21 protein-coding genes and 7 pseudogenes are annotated in these 16860 nt (G+C 67.0%); 8 read left to right on the top strand and 20 right to left on the bottom strand.

What is annotated here, in order from left to right; genetic code table 11:
- Positions 1-2 precede the first annotated feature (2 nt).
- Both K0H76_RS09680 and K0H76_RS09675 read right to left on the bottom strand, forming a co-directional pair.
- Entirely contained in the window at positions 3-521 is a 519-nt protein-coding gene (locus K0H76_RS09680; RefSeq protein ID WP_258935290.1) for a gamma carbonic anhydrase family protein, read from the bottom strand.
- A 210-nt stretch (positions 522-731) separates the two neighbouring features.
- A complete protein-coding gene (locus K0H76_RS09675; protein WP_258935289.1) occupies positions 732-1097 on the bottom strand; it encodes a helix-turn-helix transcriptional regulator in 366 nt (121 codons plus the stop codon).
- Positions 1098-1169: 72 nt separating this feature from the next.
- Between K0H76_RS09675 and K0H76_RS09670 the strand changes: the two genes are divergently transcribed.
- The gene (locus K0H76_RS09670) at positions 1170-1301 is read left to right on the top strand and encodes a hypothetical protein (protein ID WP_258935288.1); all 132 of its coding nucleotides are present in this window, start codon (positions 1170-1172) and stop codon (positions 1299-1301) included.
- Between the two features lie 142 nt (positions 1302-1443).
- Positions 1444-2025, top strand: coding sequence for an NAD(P)/FAD-dependent oxidoreductase (locus K0H76_RS09665; RefSeq protein ID WP_258935287.1), 582 nt, complete (start codon positions 1444-1446; stop codon positions 2023-2025).
- A 60-nt stretch (positions 2026-2085) separates the two neighbouring features.
- Here the strand turns inward: K0H76_RS09665 and K0H76_RS09660 are convergent, their stop codons facing one another.
- The 16 genes and pseudogenes from K0H76_RS09660 to K0H76_RS09585 all read right to left on the bottom strand — a co-directional run bounded on the left by K0H76_RS09660 (position 2086) and on the right by K0H76_RS09585 (position 9257).
- A complete protein-coding gene (locus K0H76_RS09660) occupies positions 2086-2550 on the bottom strand; it encodes a M50 family metallopeptidase (protein ID WP_258935286.1) in 465 nt (154 codons plus the stop codon).
- A gap of 37 nt (positions 2551-2587) precedes the next feature.
- Entirely contained in the window at positions 2588-2863 is a 276-nt protein-coding gene (locus K0H76_RS09655) for a M50 family metallopeptidase (protein ID WP_258935285.1), read from the bottom strand.
- A gap of 169 nt (positions 2864-3032) precedes the next feature.
- Positions 3033-3951: pseudogene (locus tag K0H76_RS09650) on the bottom strand (NADP-dependent oxidoreductase).
- 70 nt (positions 3952-4021) lie between these two features.
- Entirely contained in the window at positions 4022-4204 is a 183-nt protein-coding gene (locus K0H76_RS09645; RefSeq protein ID WP_258935284.1) for a hypothetical protein, read from the bottom strand.
- On the bottom strand, positions 4195-4653 hold the full coding sequence (locus K0H76_RS09640) for a YitT family protein (protein WP_258935283.1): 459 nt from the start codon (positions 4651-4653) through the stop codon (positions 4195-4197). Before K0H76_RS09640 ends, K0H76_RS09645 begins: the two co-directional genes overlap by 10 nt.
- Positions 4654-4700: 47 nt before the next feature.
- Positions 4701-4958, bottom strand: coding sequence for an FAD-dependent oxidoreductase (locus K0H76_RS09635; protein ID WP_258935282.1), 258 nt, complete (start codon positions 4956-4958; stop codon positions 4701-4703).
- A gap of 14 nt (positions 4959-4972) precedes the next feature.
- Positions 4973-5116, bottom strand: coding sequence for a hypothetical protein (locus K0H76_RS09630; protein WP_258935281.1), 144 nt, complete (start codon positions 5114-5116; stop codon positions 4973-4975).
- Complete coding sequence (locus K0H76_RS09625) at positions 5113-5286, bottom strand: hypothetical protein (RefSeq protein ID WP_258935280.1); 174 nt, start codon at positions 5284-5286, stop codon at positions 5113-5115. Before K0H76_RS09625 ends, K0H76_RS09630 begins: the two co-directional genes overlap by 4 nt.
- 13 nt (positions 5287-5299) lie before the next feature.
- Entirely contained in the window at positions 5300-5890 is a 591-nt protein-coding gene (locus K0H76_RS09620) for an FAD-dependent oxidoreductase (protein ID WP_258935279.1), read from the bottom strand.
- A gap of 1 nt (position 5891) precedes the next feature.
- The gene (locus K0H76_RS09615; RefSeq protein WP_258935278.1) at positions 5892-6521 is read right to left on the bottom strand and encodes a hypothetical protein; all 630 of its coding nucleotides are present in this window, start codon (positions 6519-6521) and stop codon (positions 5892-5894) included.
- Positions 6522-6618: 97 nt separating this feature from the next.
- Complete coding sequence (locus tag K0H76_RS09610; protein WP_258935277.1) at positions 6619-6861, bottom strand: hypothetical protein; 243 nt, start codon at positions 6859-6861, stop codon at positions 6619-6621.
- Positions 6858-7250: a hypothetical protein gene (locus tag K0H76_RS09605; protein WP_258935276.1), complete on the bottom strand. Its 393-nt coding sequence runs from the start codon at positions 7248-7250 to the stop codon at positions 6858-6860. The genes K0H76_RS09610 and K0H76_RS09605 overlap by 4 nt, the downstream gene beginning before the upstream one ends.
- A complete protein-coding gene (locus K0H76_RS09600; RefSeq protein WP_258935275.1) occupies positions 7154-7702 on the bottom strand; it encodes an FAD-dependent oxidoreductase in 549 nt (182 codons plus the stop codon). The genes K0H76_RS09605 and K0H76_RS09600 overlap by 97 nt, the downstream gene beginning before the upstream one ends.
- Positions 7703-7830: 128 nt before the next feature.
- A pseudogene (locus K0H76_RS09595) lies at positions 7831-8382 on the bottom strand (FAD-binding oxidoreductase); the annotation flags it as partial.
- Positions 8383-8442: 60 nt separating this feature from the next.
- Positions 8443-8907 carry an IclR family transcriptional regulator C-terminal domain-containing protein gene (locus K0H76_RS09590; RefSeq protein WP_258935274.1) on the bottom strand — a complete coding sequence of 155 codons (465 nt, stop codon included), beginning with the start codon at positions 8905-8907 and terminating at the stop codon, positions 8443-8445.
- Entirely contained in the window at positions 8904-9257 is a 354-nt protein-coding gene (locus K0H76_RS09585; RefSeq protein WP_258935273.1) for a helix-turn-helix domain-containing protein, read from the bottom strand. The genes K0H76_RS09590 and K0H76_RS09585 overlap by 4 nt, the downstream gene beginning before the upstream one ends.
- A gap of 149 nt (positions 9258-9406) precedes the next feature.
- On the opposite strand from K0H76_RS09585, the pseudogene K0H76_RS09580 reads away from it, so the two are divergent.
- The 6 genes and pseudogenes from K0H76_RS09580 (at position 9407) to K0H76_RS09555 (ending at position 13651) form a co-directional block, all read left to right on the top strand.
- Positions 9407-9769: pseudogene (locus K0H76_RS09580) on the top strand (bifunctional 3-phenylpropionate/cinnamic acid dioxygenase ferredoxin subunit).
- Entirely contained in the window at positions 9766-10569 is an 804-nt protein-coding gene (locus tag K0H76_RS09575; RefSeq protein ID WP_258935272.1) for an FAD-dependent oxidoreductase, read from the top strand. Before K0H76_RS09580 ends, K0H76_RS09575 begins: the two are co-directional and overlap by 4 nt.
- Positions 10547-11002, top strand: coding sequence for a hypothetical protein (locus K0H76_RS09570; RefSeq protein WP_258935271.1), 456 nt, complete (start codon positions 10547-10549; stop codon positions 11000-11002). The genes K0H76_RS09575 and K0H76_RS09570 overlap by 23 nt, the downstream gene beginning before the upstream one ends.
- Before the next feature lie 128 nt (positions 11003-11130).
- Positions 11131-11850: pseudogene (locus K0H76_RS09565) on the top strand (aromatic ring-hydroxylating dioxygenase subunit alpha); the annotation flags it as partial.
- 47 nt (positions 11851-11897) lie between these two features.
- Positions 11898-12224, top strand: a complete 327-nt coding sequence (locus K0H76_RS09560) for a hypothetical protein (RefSeq protein ID WP_258935270.1) — start codon at positions 11898-11900, stop codon at positions 12222-12224.
- Between the two features lie 21 nt (positions 12225-12245).
- Positions 12246-13651, top strand: a pseudogene (locus tag K0H76_RS09555) (L-serine ammonia-lyase).
- Positions 13652-13667: 16 nt separating this feature from the next.
- Here the strand turns inward: K0H76_RS09555 and K0H76_RS09550 are convergent.
- A pseudogene (locus K0H76_RS09550) lies at positions 13668-15866 on the bottom strand (catalase).
- A gap of 268 nt (positions 15867-16134) precedes the next feature.
- A pseudogene (locus K0H76_RS09545) lies at positions 16135-16781 on the bottom strand (nitroreductase family protein).
- Positions 16782-16860 lie beyond the last annotated feature (79 nt).

Below are 16860 nucleotides of genomic sequence, written 5' to 3'. Positions count from 1 at the left end.
GCTCACGACACTGCGTCGATGTGGAGGTCCTTGTAGCCGAGGTACCGCTCACCGTTGGCGCGGATGTGCTCGATCTCCTCCTCCGTCAGCTCGCGGCGCACTTTGCCGGGCACTCCGGCGACCAGCGAGCGCGGGGGCACCTCGGTGCCTTCGAGGACGACTGCCCCATAAACGATGAGGCACTCTTCGCCGATCACTGCGCCGTTGAGAACCGTGGCACCCATGCCGATGAGGGTGCGGTCGCCGACCCGGGCACCGTGGACGACGGCTGAGTGGCCCACGGAGATGCCCTTGCCGAGGATGCAGGGGTCGCCCTGCTCGGTGTGCAGCACGACGTTGTCCTGCAGGTTGGTGCCTTCGCCGACCACGATGCGGTCGATGTCGCCCCTGGCGGAGACGCCGTAGAACGCCGATGAGTTCTTCTCCATGACCACGTCGCCGGTGATGGCTGCGGTGGGGGCGAGGAACACGCCCTCGCCGATCTGGGGAGTCTTGCCGTTGACAGTCAGTACGTGAGCCATGTCCCAACTCTAACCCTGCTCACTCGGGGCCTGAGTGTGGAATTTGGCGCAAGCCTCATTGAAGATGCTGATGATCTCGGCGTCCTCGGGTCCGATGCCGGTCATCGCGTGCGGGGTGAGGGTGTCGAACTCAGCGGCCTCACCCTTATGGAGGACGATGTCCCTCTCCCCAGCTGGATCCGCACCCGTCCGTGCAGAACATAGAGCCATTCATAGCCGTCGTGAGTCTGCAGCATGTGCGCAGGGACCGCCGCGGCGGGGCGCAGGACGATCTTGTACGTCTGCACCGGGAGCTCTCCTTGGAGAGCGGAAGAACTCGCCTGTAGGCGGCCTCCCACCCGTCTCGCTCCACCGAGGGTCCCGCACAGGAGACGCGAGCAGGTCGTCGACGGTGATCCCCAGCTTCTTGGTGAGCGGCAGAAGCAGCTCGAGGCTCGCCTGCCGCTTGCCCGTCTCCAAGCGGGAGAGCGTGCTGGGCGAGATGTCCGCGGCACGCGCGAGGCGCTCAATGTCCAGCCTTTGGCTGTGCGTGCGGCCTTCAGGCGCAGCCCCACCTGTTTGAGCTCTTCCACGCATGCATTCTCCGGCAGATCTTGCACATTCTGCAAACGCTCTTTCACACAGGTGGCCTCACCTCATGCTGGATACATGACACCTTCTGCTTCCACCATCACACCGTCCGCCGCAGCCGGAGAGCTCTGGGATGCGGTCATCATCGGCGGCGGATCCGCCGGACTCGCCGCCTCACTGGCGCTGGGACGCTCCTGCGGCGCACTCTGATCATCGATGCGGGCTCACCCCGCAACCGGTTCGCCGAACACATGCATACGGTGCTCGGCCACGAGGGCTCCCACCCACCGAGCTTCAGGCGCGAGGACGCGCGGAGGCGACGGGCTACGGCGTCGAAATCCTTGAGGACGCGGTGAGCACGGTGTCCGAGGCCGACGCGCATTCGATGCGGCTGGTCCTCGAGGATGGCCAGCAGTTCCTCGCCCGTGCGATCGTCGCCGCGACCGGGGTGGCGGACCGCCTGCCTGAGATCCCCGGCCTGGCCGAACGATGGGGCCGGAGCGTCCTGCACTGCCCCTACTGCCACGGATGGGAGGTCCGCGGTAGGCGCCTGGGCGTGCTCGCCACCGGCCCCATGGCCATGCACCAGGCGCAGCTGCTGAGGCAGTGGAGCGATGATCTGACGTTCTTCTCCGCCGCTGCAGAGCCTCTGGAGGAGGCGGCCCGTCTGCGGCTGAGCGCCCGCGGGGTGAAGATCGAACCGCGCAGGGTCACCGAAGTCAGGGGTGAGGGCGGCAGCACCACGGATGTGCGCCTGGAGGGCGGCGGCACGACAGCCGTGGACGCCATCTTCACCGCAGGGGCCCTCGTCCCCCATGATGACTTCCTCGAGGGGCTGGCTCTGGCGCGTGCGGACAGTATCGTGGGCAGCTTCCTCGCCGTGGACGAGACCTTACGCACCAGTCACCCTCGGGTGTGGGCTGCGGGAATCTGACCATGCCGATGGGCAACGTACCCATGGCGATCAGCGCCGGAACCATGGCCGGGGCCCAGGTCAATGCTGCGCTGATCCAGGAGGATTTCGACGCAGCTGAGGCCGCATAGGCGCGGGCACAGCTAAAGGATCAGCAGCCAGACCACCGTGACGGCACAGCTGGTGCTGATCAGCAGAAAGACGATCAGCCAGACCCAGCTCGGCAGGGAAGCCCCGCCAGGCCCTGGCCGCCTGCGCGGCGTCGCTGCCCGATGACGTCCGCCGCCGCGAGAGGTGGCTTCCCCAGAGGTCCAAGGTCGCCCGGAGTCCCGCGATCCCGTAGAACACTGCGAGGGCGACCACGGTGTAGAGCACGATCTCGGGCTCGTTGTGCCACCAGATGGCGCCGGTGACGAGCACCGAGACCAGGCAGGAGAGGATGCCTACTGCGTTGCGGGACAGAAGCAGTGCGAGCAGCACGACGGCCTGGTAGAGAGTCAGTGCCGCGCCGGCGTGGCCTGCGAGCGCGAGCCATGCCAGGGCCACGGCGAGGAGACCGGGTGCGGGATAGTAACCAGGAACGTCAGCAGCAGCCCGGGGCCCTGGGACTTGCCCCAGGTGAGGTGGATCCAGAGGTGTCCGCATGTAGGCGGATGCCTGAGATGCGACGTCGGCTGACGAGAGCCGCGGAGACGTGGCCCATCTCGTGGATGATCGTGGCGGCCTGCCGCAGGAGACGCCAGCTGACAGGCACCAGCGCAAGGATGAGGACGGCGACCGCAACAGCCAGCACGACGGCGGGATCGGCGTCCGCCTGGCTGCTCCAGCGTTCCGCGATGAAGTCGAGGACGGGATGCATAGGCGCCGATTCTGCCCTATGGGCGAGGGCTTATGGCCCCGAGACATGGGAGGCCCCGTGAGAGCCGTGAGGACGAGCTCTCGCGGGGGCCGCGCTTCCCATCGCGCATGCCTATTAGAACACGCTTTCTACCGCTTCACAATAGGCGTATCGAAAATACTTTCGATACTCATCGCGTGGTGTCGATGATCACTTTTCCGTTGGATCCGGCGGCGTTGTGCTTCATCGCATCGGCGGCCTGCTCCAGCGGAAAGACCGTGTCGATGTCCACTGTGAGCCGCCCCTCGGTCACCCGGTCGAGCAGGGCTTCGAGCCGCTGCGCGTCGGGGCGCACCCAGATGATGCGTCCGCCGTGCTCCAGCACATCGAAGTCGGTCACGGACACCTGGCGCCGGGCGTCTGGGAGCAGCTCCAGGGTCTGCTCCATCACTCCCCGGCGAAGTCGGCCACGGCGGTGACGCCGCTGGGAGCCGCCTCGCGCACGCGGTCGACCAGACCCTCGCCGTAGGCCACCGGCGTGACGCCGAGATCGCGCAGCTTGCCGTGGTTCTTCTCCGAGGCTGTTCCGATGACCGTTGCTCCGGTCTCCGCAGCGAGCTGAGCGGCGAAGTGGCCCACACCGCCTGAGGCCGCATGGATGAGGAGAGTGTCCTGGTCAGTGAGGCCCAGGGCTTCGATCGAGCGCATCGCCGTCAGCCCGGCCAGGGGCACCGCGGCCGCGGCGTCGAACTCCACGCCCTCGGGCAGTCGCGCAACATCTGAGGCTCGCAGCGATACGTACTCGGCGTAGGTGCCGCCGTGGACGAAGTCTTTGCGGGCGTAGGCGGCCACCCGATCCCCGGGGCGAACTCGGGCACGTCGGGGCCGACCTCCTCCACGACGCCAGCCACATCCCAGCCTGGAATGACGGGGAAGAACACGTCGAGGAGACCGTCGAGGCCGCCTGACATGAGCTTCCAGTCCACCGGGTTCACGGAGGCGCGCTCCACCCGGATCAGGACCGCGCCCGGCGCCACTTTGGGCGAGGGCTCCTCGGTGAGCTCGAGAGTGTCTGGGTCTCCATACTGTGAATAGGTCATTGCACGCATACGCACGACAACACAGAGCCCGCCCAGCAGATTCCTGCTCCCTGGGGTGCGGCTCAGGGTCCGGTCAGGCTTAGTACCGGCCGGGCCTGTGATTGAAGGCCAGCACAGTGTTCAGCGTCACGGCTCCGAGGGCTGAGAGCGCGACGAAGGCAGGAGCGAGAACGGCGAACGCCATGAGGACCACCATGAGGTCCAGACACATCTGCACGTAGTAGGCACGCAGGCCGAACTGCTCCTGGGCGATCAGCGCCACAATGTTGAAGCCGCCGAGGAGGATCCGTGGCGGAAGATCACGATCAGCGCCACGCCCAGCAGAAAGTTCCCGCCCACTGTGCCGTAGATCGGGTCGATGTCGCCCAAGGGGATCAGCCACGCATTCACCTCGGTGAAGATCGCCAGAGCGCCGACCGACGCCACGGTCTTCAGCGTGAACTTCCACCCTTTGCGCCACCAGGCCAGCAGGTAGAAGGGGATGTTCACCAGCACGAAGATGGGACCCAGCGTCAGCGGTGTCGCGTAGGTGAGCAGCAGGGCCACCCCTGCCGTGCCCCCTGTCACACCTCCGGTGTGCTCGAGAATGTACAGCCCCAGACCGGCGATGAACGTCCCGACGATCACCCCGAGAATATCCTCGGGAACGGTGTGCTGCAGGGCAGGAGGGCTGGCGAGCGGCCGCGAGGATCGCGACTCGGAAGATGTCACGCGCCATACTGTAGCGAAGCCCGTGCAACACCGGTGTGACGGCTGCTTCAGTCCGCGGCGCTGGGCCGAGGATCACCCAGGCTGCAGGGACTGCTGCAGGTAAGCCTCATGGGGTCGAAGAGGCCGATGGGGTGCTCCGTGCTGCCGTCCAGCGCCAGGTCCGCAAGAATCTGGCCGACGACCGGCACGAACTTGAACCCGTGGCCGCTGAAGCCGCACGCAATGGAGACCTGGTCGTGCTCAGGGTGCCGCCCGATGACGAAGTGCTTATCCGGGGTCACGGAGTAGAGACAGGTCTTGGCCATGACGGTCTCCCCGCTCAGGTGAGGAAGAGCTCCTGGGCCCGCGCCTGCATCCGCTCGTTCTCCCAGTCCGCGACCTCCCGGTCGATCGTGTCAGCCGTGGTCAGGGTGCCCACCCGGAAGAACCCGAGCTTGAACCCGCCTCCGGGCCCGTCCGTCATGGGAAGCCGTAGATCTGATAATTCTCGTAGGTCTGCTCCACGTAGACCGGGTGGTTCTCCTCACGCCACGCGTCGTAGGGCACCGCGTCGAAGTCCGGAGCGAACCAGTGGAAGACCATGCGTTCGATGCTCAGGGGCAGGTGCAGGTCCCCAGCAGCTCCGGGGCCCAAGCTCCCGGAGCGATCACCAGGCGGTCGGCACCATAGGTGCCGACGTCGGTGGTGACCTCGACTCCTCCCCGGCGGCGGCGCTCCAGCCCCTGACCCGCTGGCCGAACCGCAGGTCAGCTCCCCGTGCGCTCGCCGATTCGACGTTCGCCACCACCGTCTCCTCCGGGCGGACGTAGTAAGCGTTCTGCTCGAAGAGCCCCAGCGCATCATCGTGAGGGTCCATGGTGGGGAATCGCTCGCGAATCTGGGAGGCGGTCAGCACCTCATGGTCGAGCCCGTGGAGCTTCGCGGCGGCGAGCGAGTAAACGAATGTCTGGGACTCCGGATGGCCGATGTATATCCCCCGCACAGGCGCATGAGGTCGCGGCCAGTCTCCTTCTCCAGCTCCCGGAAGCCGTCGTAGGCTGAGAAGAGCAGCGGCACGTACGCGGGATCCTCCAAGTAGGACTGCCGGGTGATGCGCGTGCCCCGTGGGCTGATCCCTGGTCGTGGCCGGGTTGGAAGATCTCAGGCCCAGCACCCGGGCCCCGCGGTAAGCCAGCTCTCTGGCCGCCGCCGCTCCCATTGATCCCACTCCGATGACGATGACGTCGAAGGTCTCCATGTCAGCTCCGCATCCTCTCTCCCGCCGGGTCGAAGCGAGGCTCCGTCGCAACGCGGGCGGGACACCTCAGTCCGAAGTAGTCAATCATCACCTCAGTGCCGGGCTCCGCCGGTCCGGGCAGCCACGCATAGGCGATGGACTCGCCGACGCTGTACCCCTGATCGGCACTGGTCACATAACCGATCACCTCGTTGCCTCCTGCGGCATAGATCGGCTCACCGCCCAGCAGCACGCGGGCGGGATCGTCGAGGACCAGGCACATCAGGGTCCGCTGCGGCTCGGCCCTCGACAGGCTCTCCGCGGCCCCGCGCACGGCGAAGGCGACTCCGGCCTCGGCGGGGCTGTGCTCGCGGCTCATATCCGCGCCCCAGAGGCGGAAGCCCTTCTCGAGCCGCATCGATTCGAATGCTCGGCGCCCGACGGGGATGATGCCGTGCTCAGCGCCCGCGCCCATGATGGCGTCCCACAGCCCCCTGCCGAATTCGGCGGGGGCGTAGAGCTCCCAGCCCAGCTCCCCGACGTAGCTCAGTCGGAGGGCGAGCACCGGAACGCCTGCCACGCTGAGCTGCCGGGCTTTGTAGAACCGGAATGCGTCGGCGGTGAGGTCCTCCTCGGTGAGCTGCTGCAGCACGGTCCGGGCGTGGGGCCCCACAGCCCCAGACCGCATGAGTAAACCGTCGCGTCGCTGATTCGGACATCGCGGAAGCCCAGGCTCCGCGCCCGCCCAGTCAGCCAGGCGGCGTCCTGGTGGCCGTTGACGCCGAGGTGGAAGTGATCCTCCCCAGACGTGCCACGGTGATGTCCGAGAGCACTCCTCCGTCCTCGCTGAGCATCAGCGCGTACACCACGGTGCCGTCCTTCCGGCCCATCGGTCGGGACAGCGTCTGATCGAGGAACTCCCCAGCACCTGTCCCCGTCACGCTCAGGCGGGGCAGGGACGACATGTCGACCAGTCCGGCGCTGCTCCTCATTCCGCGCGCCTCGAGTGCGACGATGGGGCTCCAGTGCCGCGCCGCCCAGTCGTCCCGCGGGGGCAGGGGCCGGTTTCCCAGCGCAGGGTCGCCGAGGAAGCATTCGTCTCATACCAGAGCGGACGCTCCCAGCCGTTCGCGGATTCGAAGACGGCCCCCATAGACTGCTGCCGCTCGTGGAAGGGAGACGTGCGCAGCCCCCGCATCCGCAGCGTGGTGGCCTTCGGGTGAACGATGTCGTACACCTCGTCGTACGATTCCTCGCCCTGCTCGCGCGCCCACTGCTTCGAGATCACAGCAGGGTCGAAGCGCGCCAGATCCAGCCCATGGGTGTCGATGCCGGGCTCTCCGGCGGTGATCCAGTCGGCCATGATCTGGCCGACAGCCAAACGGACTGGGTCACCCACACCGACTGGGCCATCCACAGCCCCTCGACCTGCGGCACCGGGCCCAGGAGAGGTCCTCCGTCCGGGGTGAACGAGAAGATCCCGTTGAAGGACATCGAACGCTCCAAGCGGGCCTCGGAGTCTGCGCCGATCAGGCCGGGGAGCAGTCGCTGGGCCTCCTGCCAGGTCGGTGCGAAGTCCTCCTCGGTGAACGGCTTCACGGCCGGATGGACCCCGGTGCGGCGGAACTCCTCCGCGCTGGCCAGACTGCTGTGCTCCACCGGCAGAGGGCGGTGCTCATAGGCGCCGACGGCGATGCGCTGCCCCCATTCCCGGAGGTACATCGCGTGATCCTGGTGCCGGAGCATCGGCCTGCGCGTCTCGGTGCGATCATCCAGGTCCGCCAGCTGCGGCAGGACGGTGCTGAATCCGAACCCGTGCTCCACAGGGAGCATCGGCAGCTCGAAGCCGAGCAGCTCGCGCGCCAGGCCCGGCCCCACAGCCCTGCCGCCGAGACAACAATGTCTGCCGGAATCCGCTCGGGCTCGGCATCCTGAGGGGCGCCGACGGGCAGGACGTCGAGCCCGATGACCCGCGACTCCCGGGTCGGGATGCCGACCACCTTGGCGTGGGGCAGGATCCGGGCGCCGTAAACCTGGGCGCGGCTGGCCTGGAACTCGACAGCCCTGACGCCTTTGACCACAGCATCGGTGGGGGTGTGCAGCGCGGAGGTGAGACCAGAGGTGTCCAGCTCCGGCCAGAGTGCGCTGATCTCTTCGGGACCGATGAGCTGCGAGGGGATTCCCGCTGCGTCCGCGAATGCGCGACGGCGCTTCAGCTCATGCGCCCGCTCCTGAGTGGAGGCGATCTCGAGCCCGCCTGTGCGCTTCATCAGCCATTCGCCCCGGAGCTCGAGGCCGTCGAGCTTGTCGAGGGTGCGCTGAGCCAGCAGCGACATGCTGCGGCTGGGGCTGGTCTGGAACACGAACCCCGGGGCATGGGAGCTGGAGCCTCCGGTCACATACAGCGGTCCCTGCTCCACGACGGTCACGTCGTTCCATCCTCTGAGAACCAGCTCATCGGCGAGGGCTGAGCCCACGACGCCGAGGCCGATGATCGCTACGTGCGGTGCCATCGGCACCTCCTCCCATCAGCGTTGCACGATACGCAACGTATTGCTCATGATGAGACAAGCCTAGGACGAGATGCCGGTGCAGCCAAGAAGGCACACCCCGCACAGAATATTTTTACGTCCCAGAAATAAAGGACGCTGCCTCGCGCAGAATCTCAACGCACTCGTCGAACCGCGACTCCGGCAGACGGAAGGTAGCGCCGTCACCGACAGCGCAGCCACCACACCTCCCATCGCATCCTTGATCGGCACGGCGACCGCATTGATCCCCTCCTCCCACTCAGCGACAGCCGAGGCCCAGCCGCGCTGCAGCACCTTCTCCAGCTCCGCCTCCAGGGCCTGCGGCTCGACGAGGGTTGAGGCCGTGAAGGCCGTCATCGGAGAGCCGATCGCGCGTCGCTGCTCCGCCGGATCCGCGTGCGCCAGCAGCACCTTGCCCGTCGACGTGGCGTGGAGAGGTCCGCGCTGACCCACGTACTGCTGCGCCACGCCGATCATGCGCTTGCCCTCGGTCTGAGTGATCGTCATGGCGGCACCGGCGTCCAGGATGGCCGCATTGACCGTTTCATTGAGCTCACGAGCCGCCGCATCGCAGCCCTGCTGGGCATCGCGCGCCAGATCGATGCGCCCCGTGACAGCCCCGGCCATCCGCAGCAGGCCGAACCCGAGCCGGAAGCCTCCCGCGCCTGCTCCTGCTCCACCAGATCGTGATCCTCCAGCGTGGCCAGAAGCCGGAAGGCCGTCGACCGGTGCACATTCAGGCGCCGTGCGATCTCGCTGATCGTCAGGCCCGACTCAGCCCGCAGCAGCTCCAGGATGCGCGCCGCGCGATCCACCGACTGCACAGGGCTGACACGCTCGGCCGCATGGTCCGGCATGGGGGCACCTTTCTCTGTGTGTTTCTTTTCGGTAAAACTTTCTGCACCCCGTCACATCATGCTTGACGGTTTCCACATCGAGGAGAACACTTTCCTTAACGCTGTTGCTCATCGCGACTGGTGTTGCATTATCCGCAACGTTAAACGAAATGTGTGGTGGTGGCAAGCATGAGCCTCGAATATGCTCACTGAACGACCTGACACCCGGCGAAGGGCTGCGCATCGCCTCGGTCAGTCCCCGATCGCGGTCTTCCTCACCGAAGAGGGCACCGTGCACGCCCTGGACGACACGTGCACCCACCAAGACGCCTCGCTGGCTGCCGGATGGGTCGAGGACTGCCGTGTGGAGTGCCCGCTCCATGAGTCCACGTTCTCGCTCGTCACCGGCGACGTCGACCAGCCCCGCAAAGCGTGGAGTCCGTGCCCACACTGTGGAGGTGCACGACGGCGAAGTCTTCGTCGAACTCTCCGGCGCCGAGCCGAACCTGCCGCCGGGGGTGAGGGTCGCATGAGCCTCCCAGCAGACGGCCACCTCATCATCGTCGGTGCCGGACTGGCCGGATACCACGCCGCGTACGGGGTCCGGCGCCACGGTCACCGCGGCCGCATCACCATCTTCGGGGAGGAGATCCGCCCCGCATACGACCGTCCCGCCCTCAGCAAGGCGTACCTGACCGGCGCTGTCGCTGAGGAGGATCTGCTGCTCGATGACCCTCAGGATCCCCTCGAGGTCGACTGGGTGAGCGGCCTGGGCGTGGTCGGCCTCGCCGGAAGCCGCAACGGCACAGAGCCGCTGGGCGTCCGCACCGCCGACGGAGCCCTCCACCCCGCAGACGCCGTCATCATCACCACGGGCGCATCGGCCTGCACGCTGCCCGCAGCCAGCCCCGCAGCCGGGCCCCAGGAGTGGAGTGCGGCGATCCGCCCCTATGTGCTCCGCAACATGGACGACGCGCTCGCGCTGCGAGACACCTCGCTCGCCGGAGCCTCCGTCGCCGTGCTGGGGGCGGGTTCCTCGCCCTGGAGGCCGCTGCGACCTGCAGCGAGGCGCGGCGCGGCCTCCGTCACGGTGGTCGCAGGTGAGGAGAACCCAGGAGCCGCGCGACTCGGCTCCCCGGTCGGGCAGTCGATCCGCACAGCCCATGAGGCACGCGGCGTGCGCTTCGCACCTCCCACGCGAGCCCGTGCCGTGCGCAGCACCTCAGGGGCCATGAGGTGCTGCTCGCCGACGACTCATCGCTCGAGGCGCAGGTCGTCATCTGCGCGATCGGCGCACGGCCGCGCACCGAGTGGCTGCTGGGCTCCGGGGTGACCCTCACCCAGGACACCTCCGCAGTTCTCTGCGACGACACAGGAGCCACGGAGGTGCCGGGGTCTACGCCATAAGCGACTGCGCTCAGTGGGCCTCCCACTCCTCCGGACTGCGCCCGGTCGGGCACTGGCAGGAGGCTGTGGAAGAGGCAGCCGTCGTGGCCGCAGCCCTCACCGGTGCCCAGCCCGCCGTGCTGCAGGAGCCGTACTTCTGGTCCGACCAGTTCGACCTGCGCATTCAGGGCGCCGGACGCATCCACCTCGCCGACACCACCACTGTCCTGGACGGCTCTCCCAGCGAAGGAAACCTGCTGGTCAGCTACTCCCGCGGCGGTGAGGAGATCGGCGTCCTCGGCATCAACCGTCTGCGCGACGTCACCCGATGGCGCAAAACCCGCCGCATCCGCACCACCGCACCTGCTTTGGCCGCATAGGAGACCTGTCATGATCATCGACCACGTGGACGAGCCGCTCCCGGGCTCATCCCTGCGTCCCACTCCCCGGCCGCGTCTACACCGATCCCAGCATCTTCGGGGCCGAACAGGCGGAGATCTTCGAAAAGATGTGGAACTGCGCACTGCGGGCCGACGACCTGCCCTCAGTAAGCCATTGGAAGACCGTCACCATCGGCCGCGAAGAGGTCATCGTGACCCGCACCCGCACAGTAAGCATCAAAGCATATTTCAACGTCTGCGCCCACCGAGGAATGCGTGTGTGCACCACCGGTGAGGGCAAGAGCCGAACCCTGCAGTGCGGCTACCACGCCTGGACCTACGCCCTCGAGGGTGATCTGGTGGCTGCGCCGAACCTGACCTCCATGCCCGACGTGGACCGCAGCCGCTACGGCCTCCGGCCGGTCCATGTCCGCGAGTGGCTGGGCTACGTATGGATCTGCGTCGCCGAGGAGCCTCCCTCCTTCGACGACACGGTGCTCGGCGAAGTCCGCACCCGGTTCGGCCAGGTCGAATCGATCGACAACTACGGCATTGAGAGCCTCCGCCGCGGCGAGACCAAAACCTACGACGTCGCAGCGAACTGGAAGCTCATCATCGAGAACTTCATGGAGTGCTACCACTGCGCCACCATCCACCCCGAGCTGACCGAAGTGATCCCTGAGTTCGCCGACGGGCTGGCCTCCCAGCGGAAGAACGGAGAAGTCCACGGGTCGAACTTTGGGGAGGACATCGGCGGCTTCACCGTGGACGGCTCCGCCTCCGGCTTCGAGGAGCTTCCGTCGATCGCCCCCGCCCAGGACCGCAAGTACTATGCGATCACCGTGAAGCCGCATGTCTTCATCAACACGGTGCCCGATCACGTGATCATCAAAGGATGGTTCCCGTCTCCGAGTCGCGCACGATCGTCGTCTGCGACTGGCTGTTCCTGCCTGAGGTGGTGGAGAGGGCCGACGCCGGGCAGCTGGACCTCACCACGTCCGTCGAGCTCTTCCACCGCGTCAACGAGCAGGACTTCAACGCCTGTGAGCTCACCCAGCCCTCGATGTCCTCCCAGGCCTACGCGGTAGGCGGTGCCCTGGTGCCCAGCGAGCACCACATCGAGGAGTTCCACACCTGGTGGTACGAGAGCCTCGGCATGGCGCGCGCATCATCGCCCGCGGACGCAGCCCAGCCTGAGCCTGCCGCAGCGGCCGGGTCCTAGGCCGAAGGCTCGAGCACCGCTATGCAGCTCAGCCTCTTCGACCTCTTCCGGGTCGGCATCGGCCCCTCGTCCTCGCACACGGTGGGCCCCATGCGCGCCGCTCGCCTCTTCCTCACTGAGCACCTTGCCCCTGCCGGAACGGTGGAGCATGTGTCCTCCGTGACCGTGGATCTCTTCGGATCACTGGCAGCGACCGGGCACGGCCACGGAACATTCCCCGCCGTGCTTCTCGGCCTGGAGGGTGGGATCCGGAGACTCTTCTGCCCGCTCAGGCGGAGGAGCGGACTGCCGATATCCAGGCCACCGGCGCGATCCGGTTCGCTGACCGGCTGGGCTTCGGCCAGCCCGTTCCGCTGAGGGTCGAGGACTTCGCCATGCGACCGCTGACAGTCCTGCCTCGGCATACCAACGCCATGCGGCTGAAGGCCTACGACGCAGCGGGCACACTGCTGGCCGAGGACACCTACTACTCGGTGGGCGGAGGCTTCGTCCTGGCAGAGTCCTCGGCCGAGGAGGCTGCGGTCGCCCATCAGACCCCAGAAGTTCCCCATCCCTTCGCCTCACCCGAGGAGCTGATGGCTCACGTCCGAGCCACCGGCATGCCGATGTCGGAGATCATGCTCGCCAATGAATCAGCCCTGCGCTCCGAGAAGGACGTCCGTGAGGGCATCCTTCAGATATGGACAGTGATGGAGGAGTGCAGGAACTCCGCTCTGACTCGAAGCGGCCCGCTTCCAGGAGGGCTGAAGGTGCGGCGTCGCGCGCCGGACTGGCACGCTAGGCTCTCGGCTGAGGATCCCACCCGCAGCTACGCGTATTGGCAGGAGTGGGTGAACCTCACGGCCTTGGCCGTCAACGAGGAGAACGCCTCCGGCGGCCGTGTGGTCACTGCGCCGACCAACGGGGCTGCAGGGATCATCCCTGCAGTGGGGGTCTACGCCACGCACTACGGAGCGGGATCGAGCTTCGCCCGAACCGAGGACCGCGAGCGCATCGTGACCACCTACCTTCTCACCGCAGCGGCCGTGGGAGTGCTCTATAAGGAGCAGGCCTCTATCTCCGGTGCTGAAGTCGGCTGCCAGGGTGAGGTGGGGTCGGCCTCATCCATGGCAGCAGCAGGCCTGTGCGAAGTGTTCGGCGGCACTCCTGCGCAGGTGGAGAACGCGGCTGAGATCGCCATGGAGCACAGCCTGGGGCTGACCTGCGACCCCGTCGGAGGGCTGGTGCAGGTGCCCTGCATCGAACGCAACGCGATCGCGGTAAGCAAAGCGGTGAATGCCGCCCGCATGGCGCTGATGGGCGACGGCGAGCACCGCGTATCGCTCTCTGAGGTGATCGCGACGATGCGCGAGACCGGCAAGGACATGTCCGATAAGTACAAGGAGACAGCCCTCGGCGGCCTCGCGGTCAGCGTCGTGGAGTGCTGAGCAGGCGGCACTGACCTCAGAGAGTAGGCGAGAATCGCTCCCAGACGCGGTGCGCGCCCAGCAGCTCGAAGAGCTCCGCAAGCTGAGAGCGCGGCTCGCCCACCAGCACCCCGGGGTTCCGGCCTGGATCCCGGCTGAGGTGAGCACCGCGGAGCCCTCGGCGAAGACCATCGCCTTGGAGTGCCGGTAGGCTCGCCTGCCATCAGGGTCAGCCGCGGGTCAACGTTGGAGACTCCGACAGGGTCCCCGAGCTTCTGGTCCGTGTCCGGGTCGGCGCCCGCCGCAGCCTTCGAGGGGCCCGTCGCGAAGATGATGGCATCGAACTCGATGGAGCGGGCGGTCAGGTAGGTCCGCTGGGGGTGTACCCCGTTGCTCAGCGGCGCCCCCGTGGGAGCGACGACCAGCGGCACCAGCCCTTGGGCATCGAGGTCCTGCCTGATCCTCTGGATGTCTGAGGCCTCCGAGGATTCGTCCACCACGACCGCAATGGTAGGCCGTCGATCGGGTAGCTCTGCCCGATCTGTGAGAGCGCCGGTGAGACAGTGACATCATCAGCGGGCGGCTCAGTGGGCGCAGGCACGGGCTGTCCGAGCCCTTCGGCGACTGCACTGACCAGCTCAGCGTCGATATTGGCCAGGCACTGCAGCTGCCGCGTCTGGATGGTGAGGTCGTAGCACTTGCCGAGCTCGAAGGTGTAGGCCTGGATGGTGTGCTGCTGCTCGGTGCGGGTCAGGCTGCGGTAGAACAGGGTGGCCTGGCTGTAGTGGTCCTCGAAGCTTGCGGGCTTGCTGCGGACATTCTCTCCCGCAACCGCCTGGGGACGTCGATGAGGGCAGGAGGCGCCTCTCCGTCCGCGTCGGAGACCGGGTGGGGTTGCCGCCGTTGAGTCCGCTGGGGTGGTAGGGGCGACACCGGTGTGGACCGCGCTCTGGTGGAACCCGTCCCTAAGGTTGTCGTTGACGACGGCCTTCGGGCGGTTGATGGGAATCTGGCTGAAGTTCGGGCCGCCCAGCCGCGTGATCTGGGTGTCCAGGTAGCTGAAGAGCCGGGCCTGGAGCAGCGCATCATCGGTCACGTCGATGCCCGGAGGCAGGTGGCCCGGGTGATACGCGACCTGCTCCGTCTCCGCGAAGTAGTTGGTCGGGTTGGCGTTGAGCGTCAGCTTGCCCAGAGGGTGCACAGGAGCAAGCTCCTCGGGCACGATCTTGGTGGGATCCAGCAGGTCGATGCCCTCGAACGTCTGGTCCTCAGTGTCCGGAAAGACCTGGACCCCGAACTCCCACTCAGGGAAGGCGCCCTTCTCGATCGCATCGGCGAGGTCGCGCCGGTGGAAGTCGGATCCACTCCGTTGGTCATCAGCGCCTCCTCCCACGTCAGGGAATGCACGCCGAGCTTGGGCTTGAAGTGGAACTTCACCAGGCTCGTCTCGCCCTCGGCGCTGATCATGCGGAATGTGTGGACGCCGAAGCCCTCCATCATGCGGTAGGAGCGGGGATGCCGCGGTCAGACATGTTCCACAGGGTGTGATGCTGGGCCTCGGTGTGCAGCGAGACGAAGTCCCAGAAGGTGTCGTGAGCTGACTGGGCCTGAGGAATCTCGCGGTCAGGGTGCGGCTTGGCCGCATGGATCAGATCAGGGAACTTGATGCCGTCCTGGATGAAGAACACCGGGATGTTGTTGGCGACCAGGTCAAAGGTTCCCTCATCGGTGTAGAACTTCACCGAGAAGCCGCGTGTGTCGCGCACCGTATCGGCGGATCCGCGGTTGCCCAGCACGGTGGAGAAGCGGAGAAAGACGAGTGTCGTCGTCTTCTCGGCGAGGAAGCCCGCCTGGGTGAGCTTTTCGCCGGTCCCGTAGGACTCGAACACGCCGTGCGCGGCGGCGCCCTGGCGTGGACCGCGCGCTCAGGGATGCGCTCGTGGTCGAAGTGCATGATCTTCTCCCGCAGGTGGTGGTCCTGCAGGAGGGTCGGGCCGCGCGCACCGGCTCGGAGGGAATGGTCAGTGCTGCGCACGCGGGCGCCCTGTGCGGTGGTGAGGTGCTCCCCCTGCTGGCGGCGGGCCTGTGAAGCTCCGGGCTGGGGCGCACCCGTAGGGCTCACCTCCTGCGGGCCCTCCTGGTCAGGCTTGGCCTCGGGAGGAGCTGCGGGTGCCGTGGGCTGCTTCTCAGGAACAGGCTCTTCCTGCGGTGCGCCGGGTATGCGGATGTCCTTCATGGCGGGGTCCTTACCAATGGGTGCAACATGGTCTGAGGCCGGAGCCGCAGACTGGTGCGCAGGCATCCGGGCCACGACCCCACGCTAGGAAGACACCCTGAAGCTCTGCGAGACGCTGCCTGTGCGTTGCCTGGCGCTTCAGCGCTCAGGCGACCGCGCCGCCGTCGCCTCCCGCTGAGACGCTCACTTCAGCCCGAGCCCTCGACTCCGCAGAAAGTCTGCAAGTCTGTGCCTCTGGGTGGCGAATGTCGCCTTCTCCCCAGTAAGCTCACCAGACGACGGCCCCACGACGGGTCCATGTCGTAGTCGCGGTAGTACTCAGCGAGCGTCTCCTCATAGACGCGGATCTGCTCAGGCACTGCGTCGGCGTCGTACGCGTCGATATGCAGAAAGCTCTCCTGGGGAAGACGGGGCTTGATGCCTGCTTCCTCGTCCGGGTCCGGGTAGCCCAGCTCCATGCCGACGAACGGGATGACGTCGGAGGAAGTTCGAGCACCTCGGCCAGCTTCTCCGAGTCATTGCGGACAGAGCCCAGGTAGACCCCGCCCAGGCCGAGCGACTGGGCGGCCACGAGTGCGTTCTGCGCGTGGATACCAGCGTCGCAGGCTCCCACCAGCGCAATGTCGAGATAGTCCAGTCCGACGGGGTCGCGCTGGGCCTCGTCGGCGAGATGCTTGGCCCTGCTGAAGTCGATGAGCCAGATCACCAGGACCGGCGCATGCTTGATGTGCTTCTGGAAGGGGCCCCGATCTCGGCGACCGCGTCCTTCTTTGCCTGGTCCCTGATGGCCAGAGCGGAGATGATCTGCTGGTTCGACGAGGTGGGCGCAGACTGAGCCGCGGCAATCACGGTGCGCAGAGTCTCCTCCGGCACGTGCTTGTCGAGGTAGCGACGGGTCGAGCGGTGCCGCAGCATCAGGTCGAGGGTGTCGTTCCACTCCGGCGGCTGCCAGCCCACGGGGCGGCCGTACCGGGAGCGGAGCCGGTCGGCCGGG

This window comes from Nesterenkonia pannonica, from assembly GCF_019575955.1.
In the GTDB taxonomy this organism is placed as follows: domain Bacteria; phylum Actinomycetota; class Actinomycetes; order Actinomycetales; family Micrococcaceae; genus Nesterenkonia; species Nesterenkonia pannonica.
This window is presented reverse-complemented; position numbering and strand designations above follow the sequence as displayed.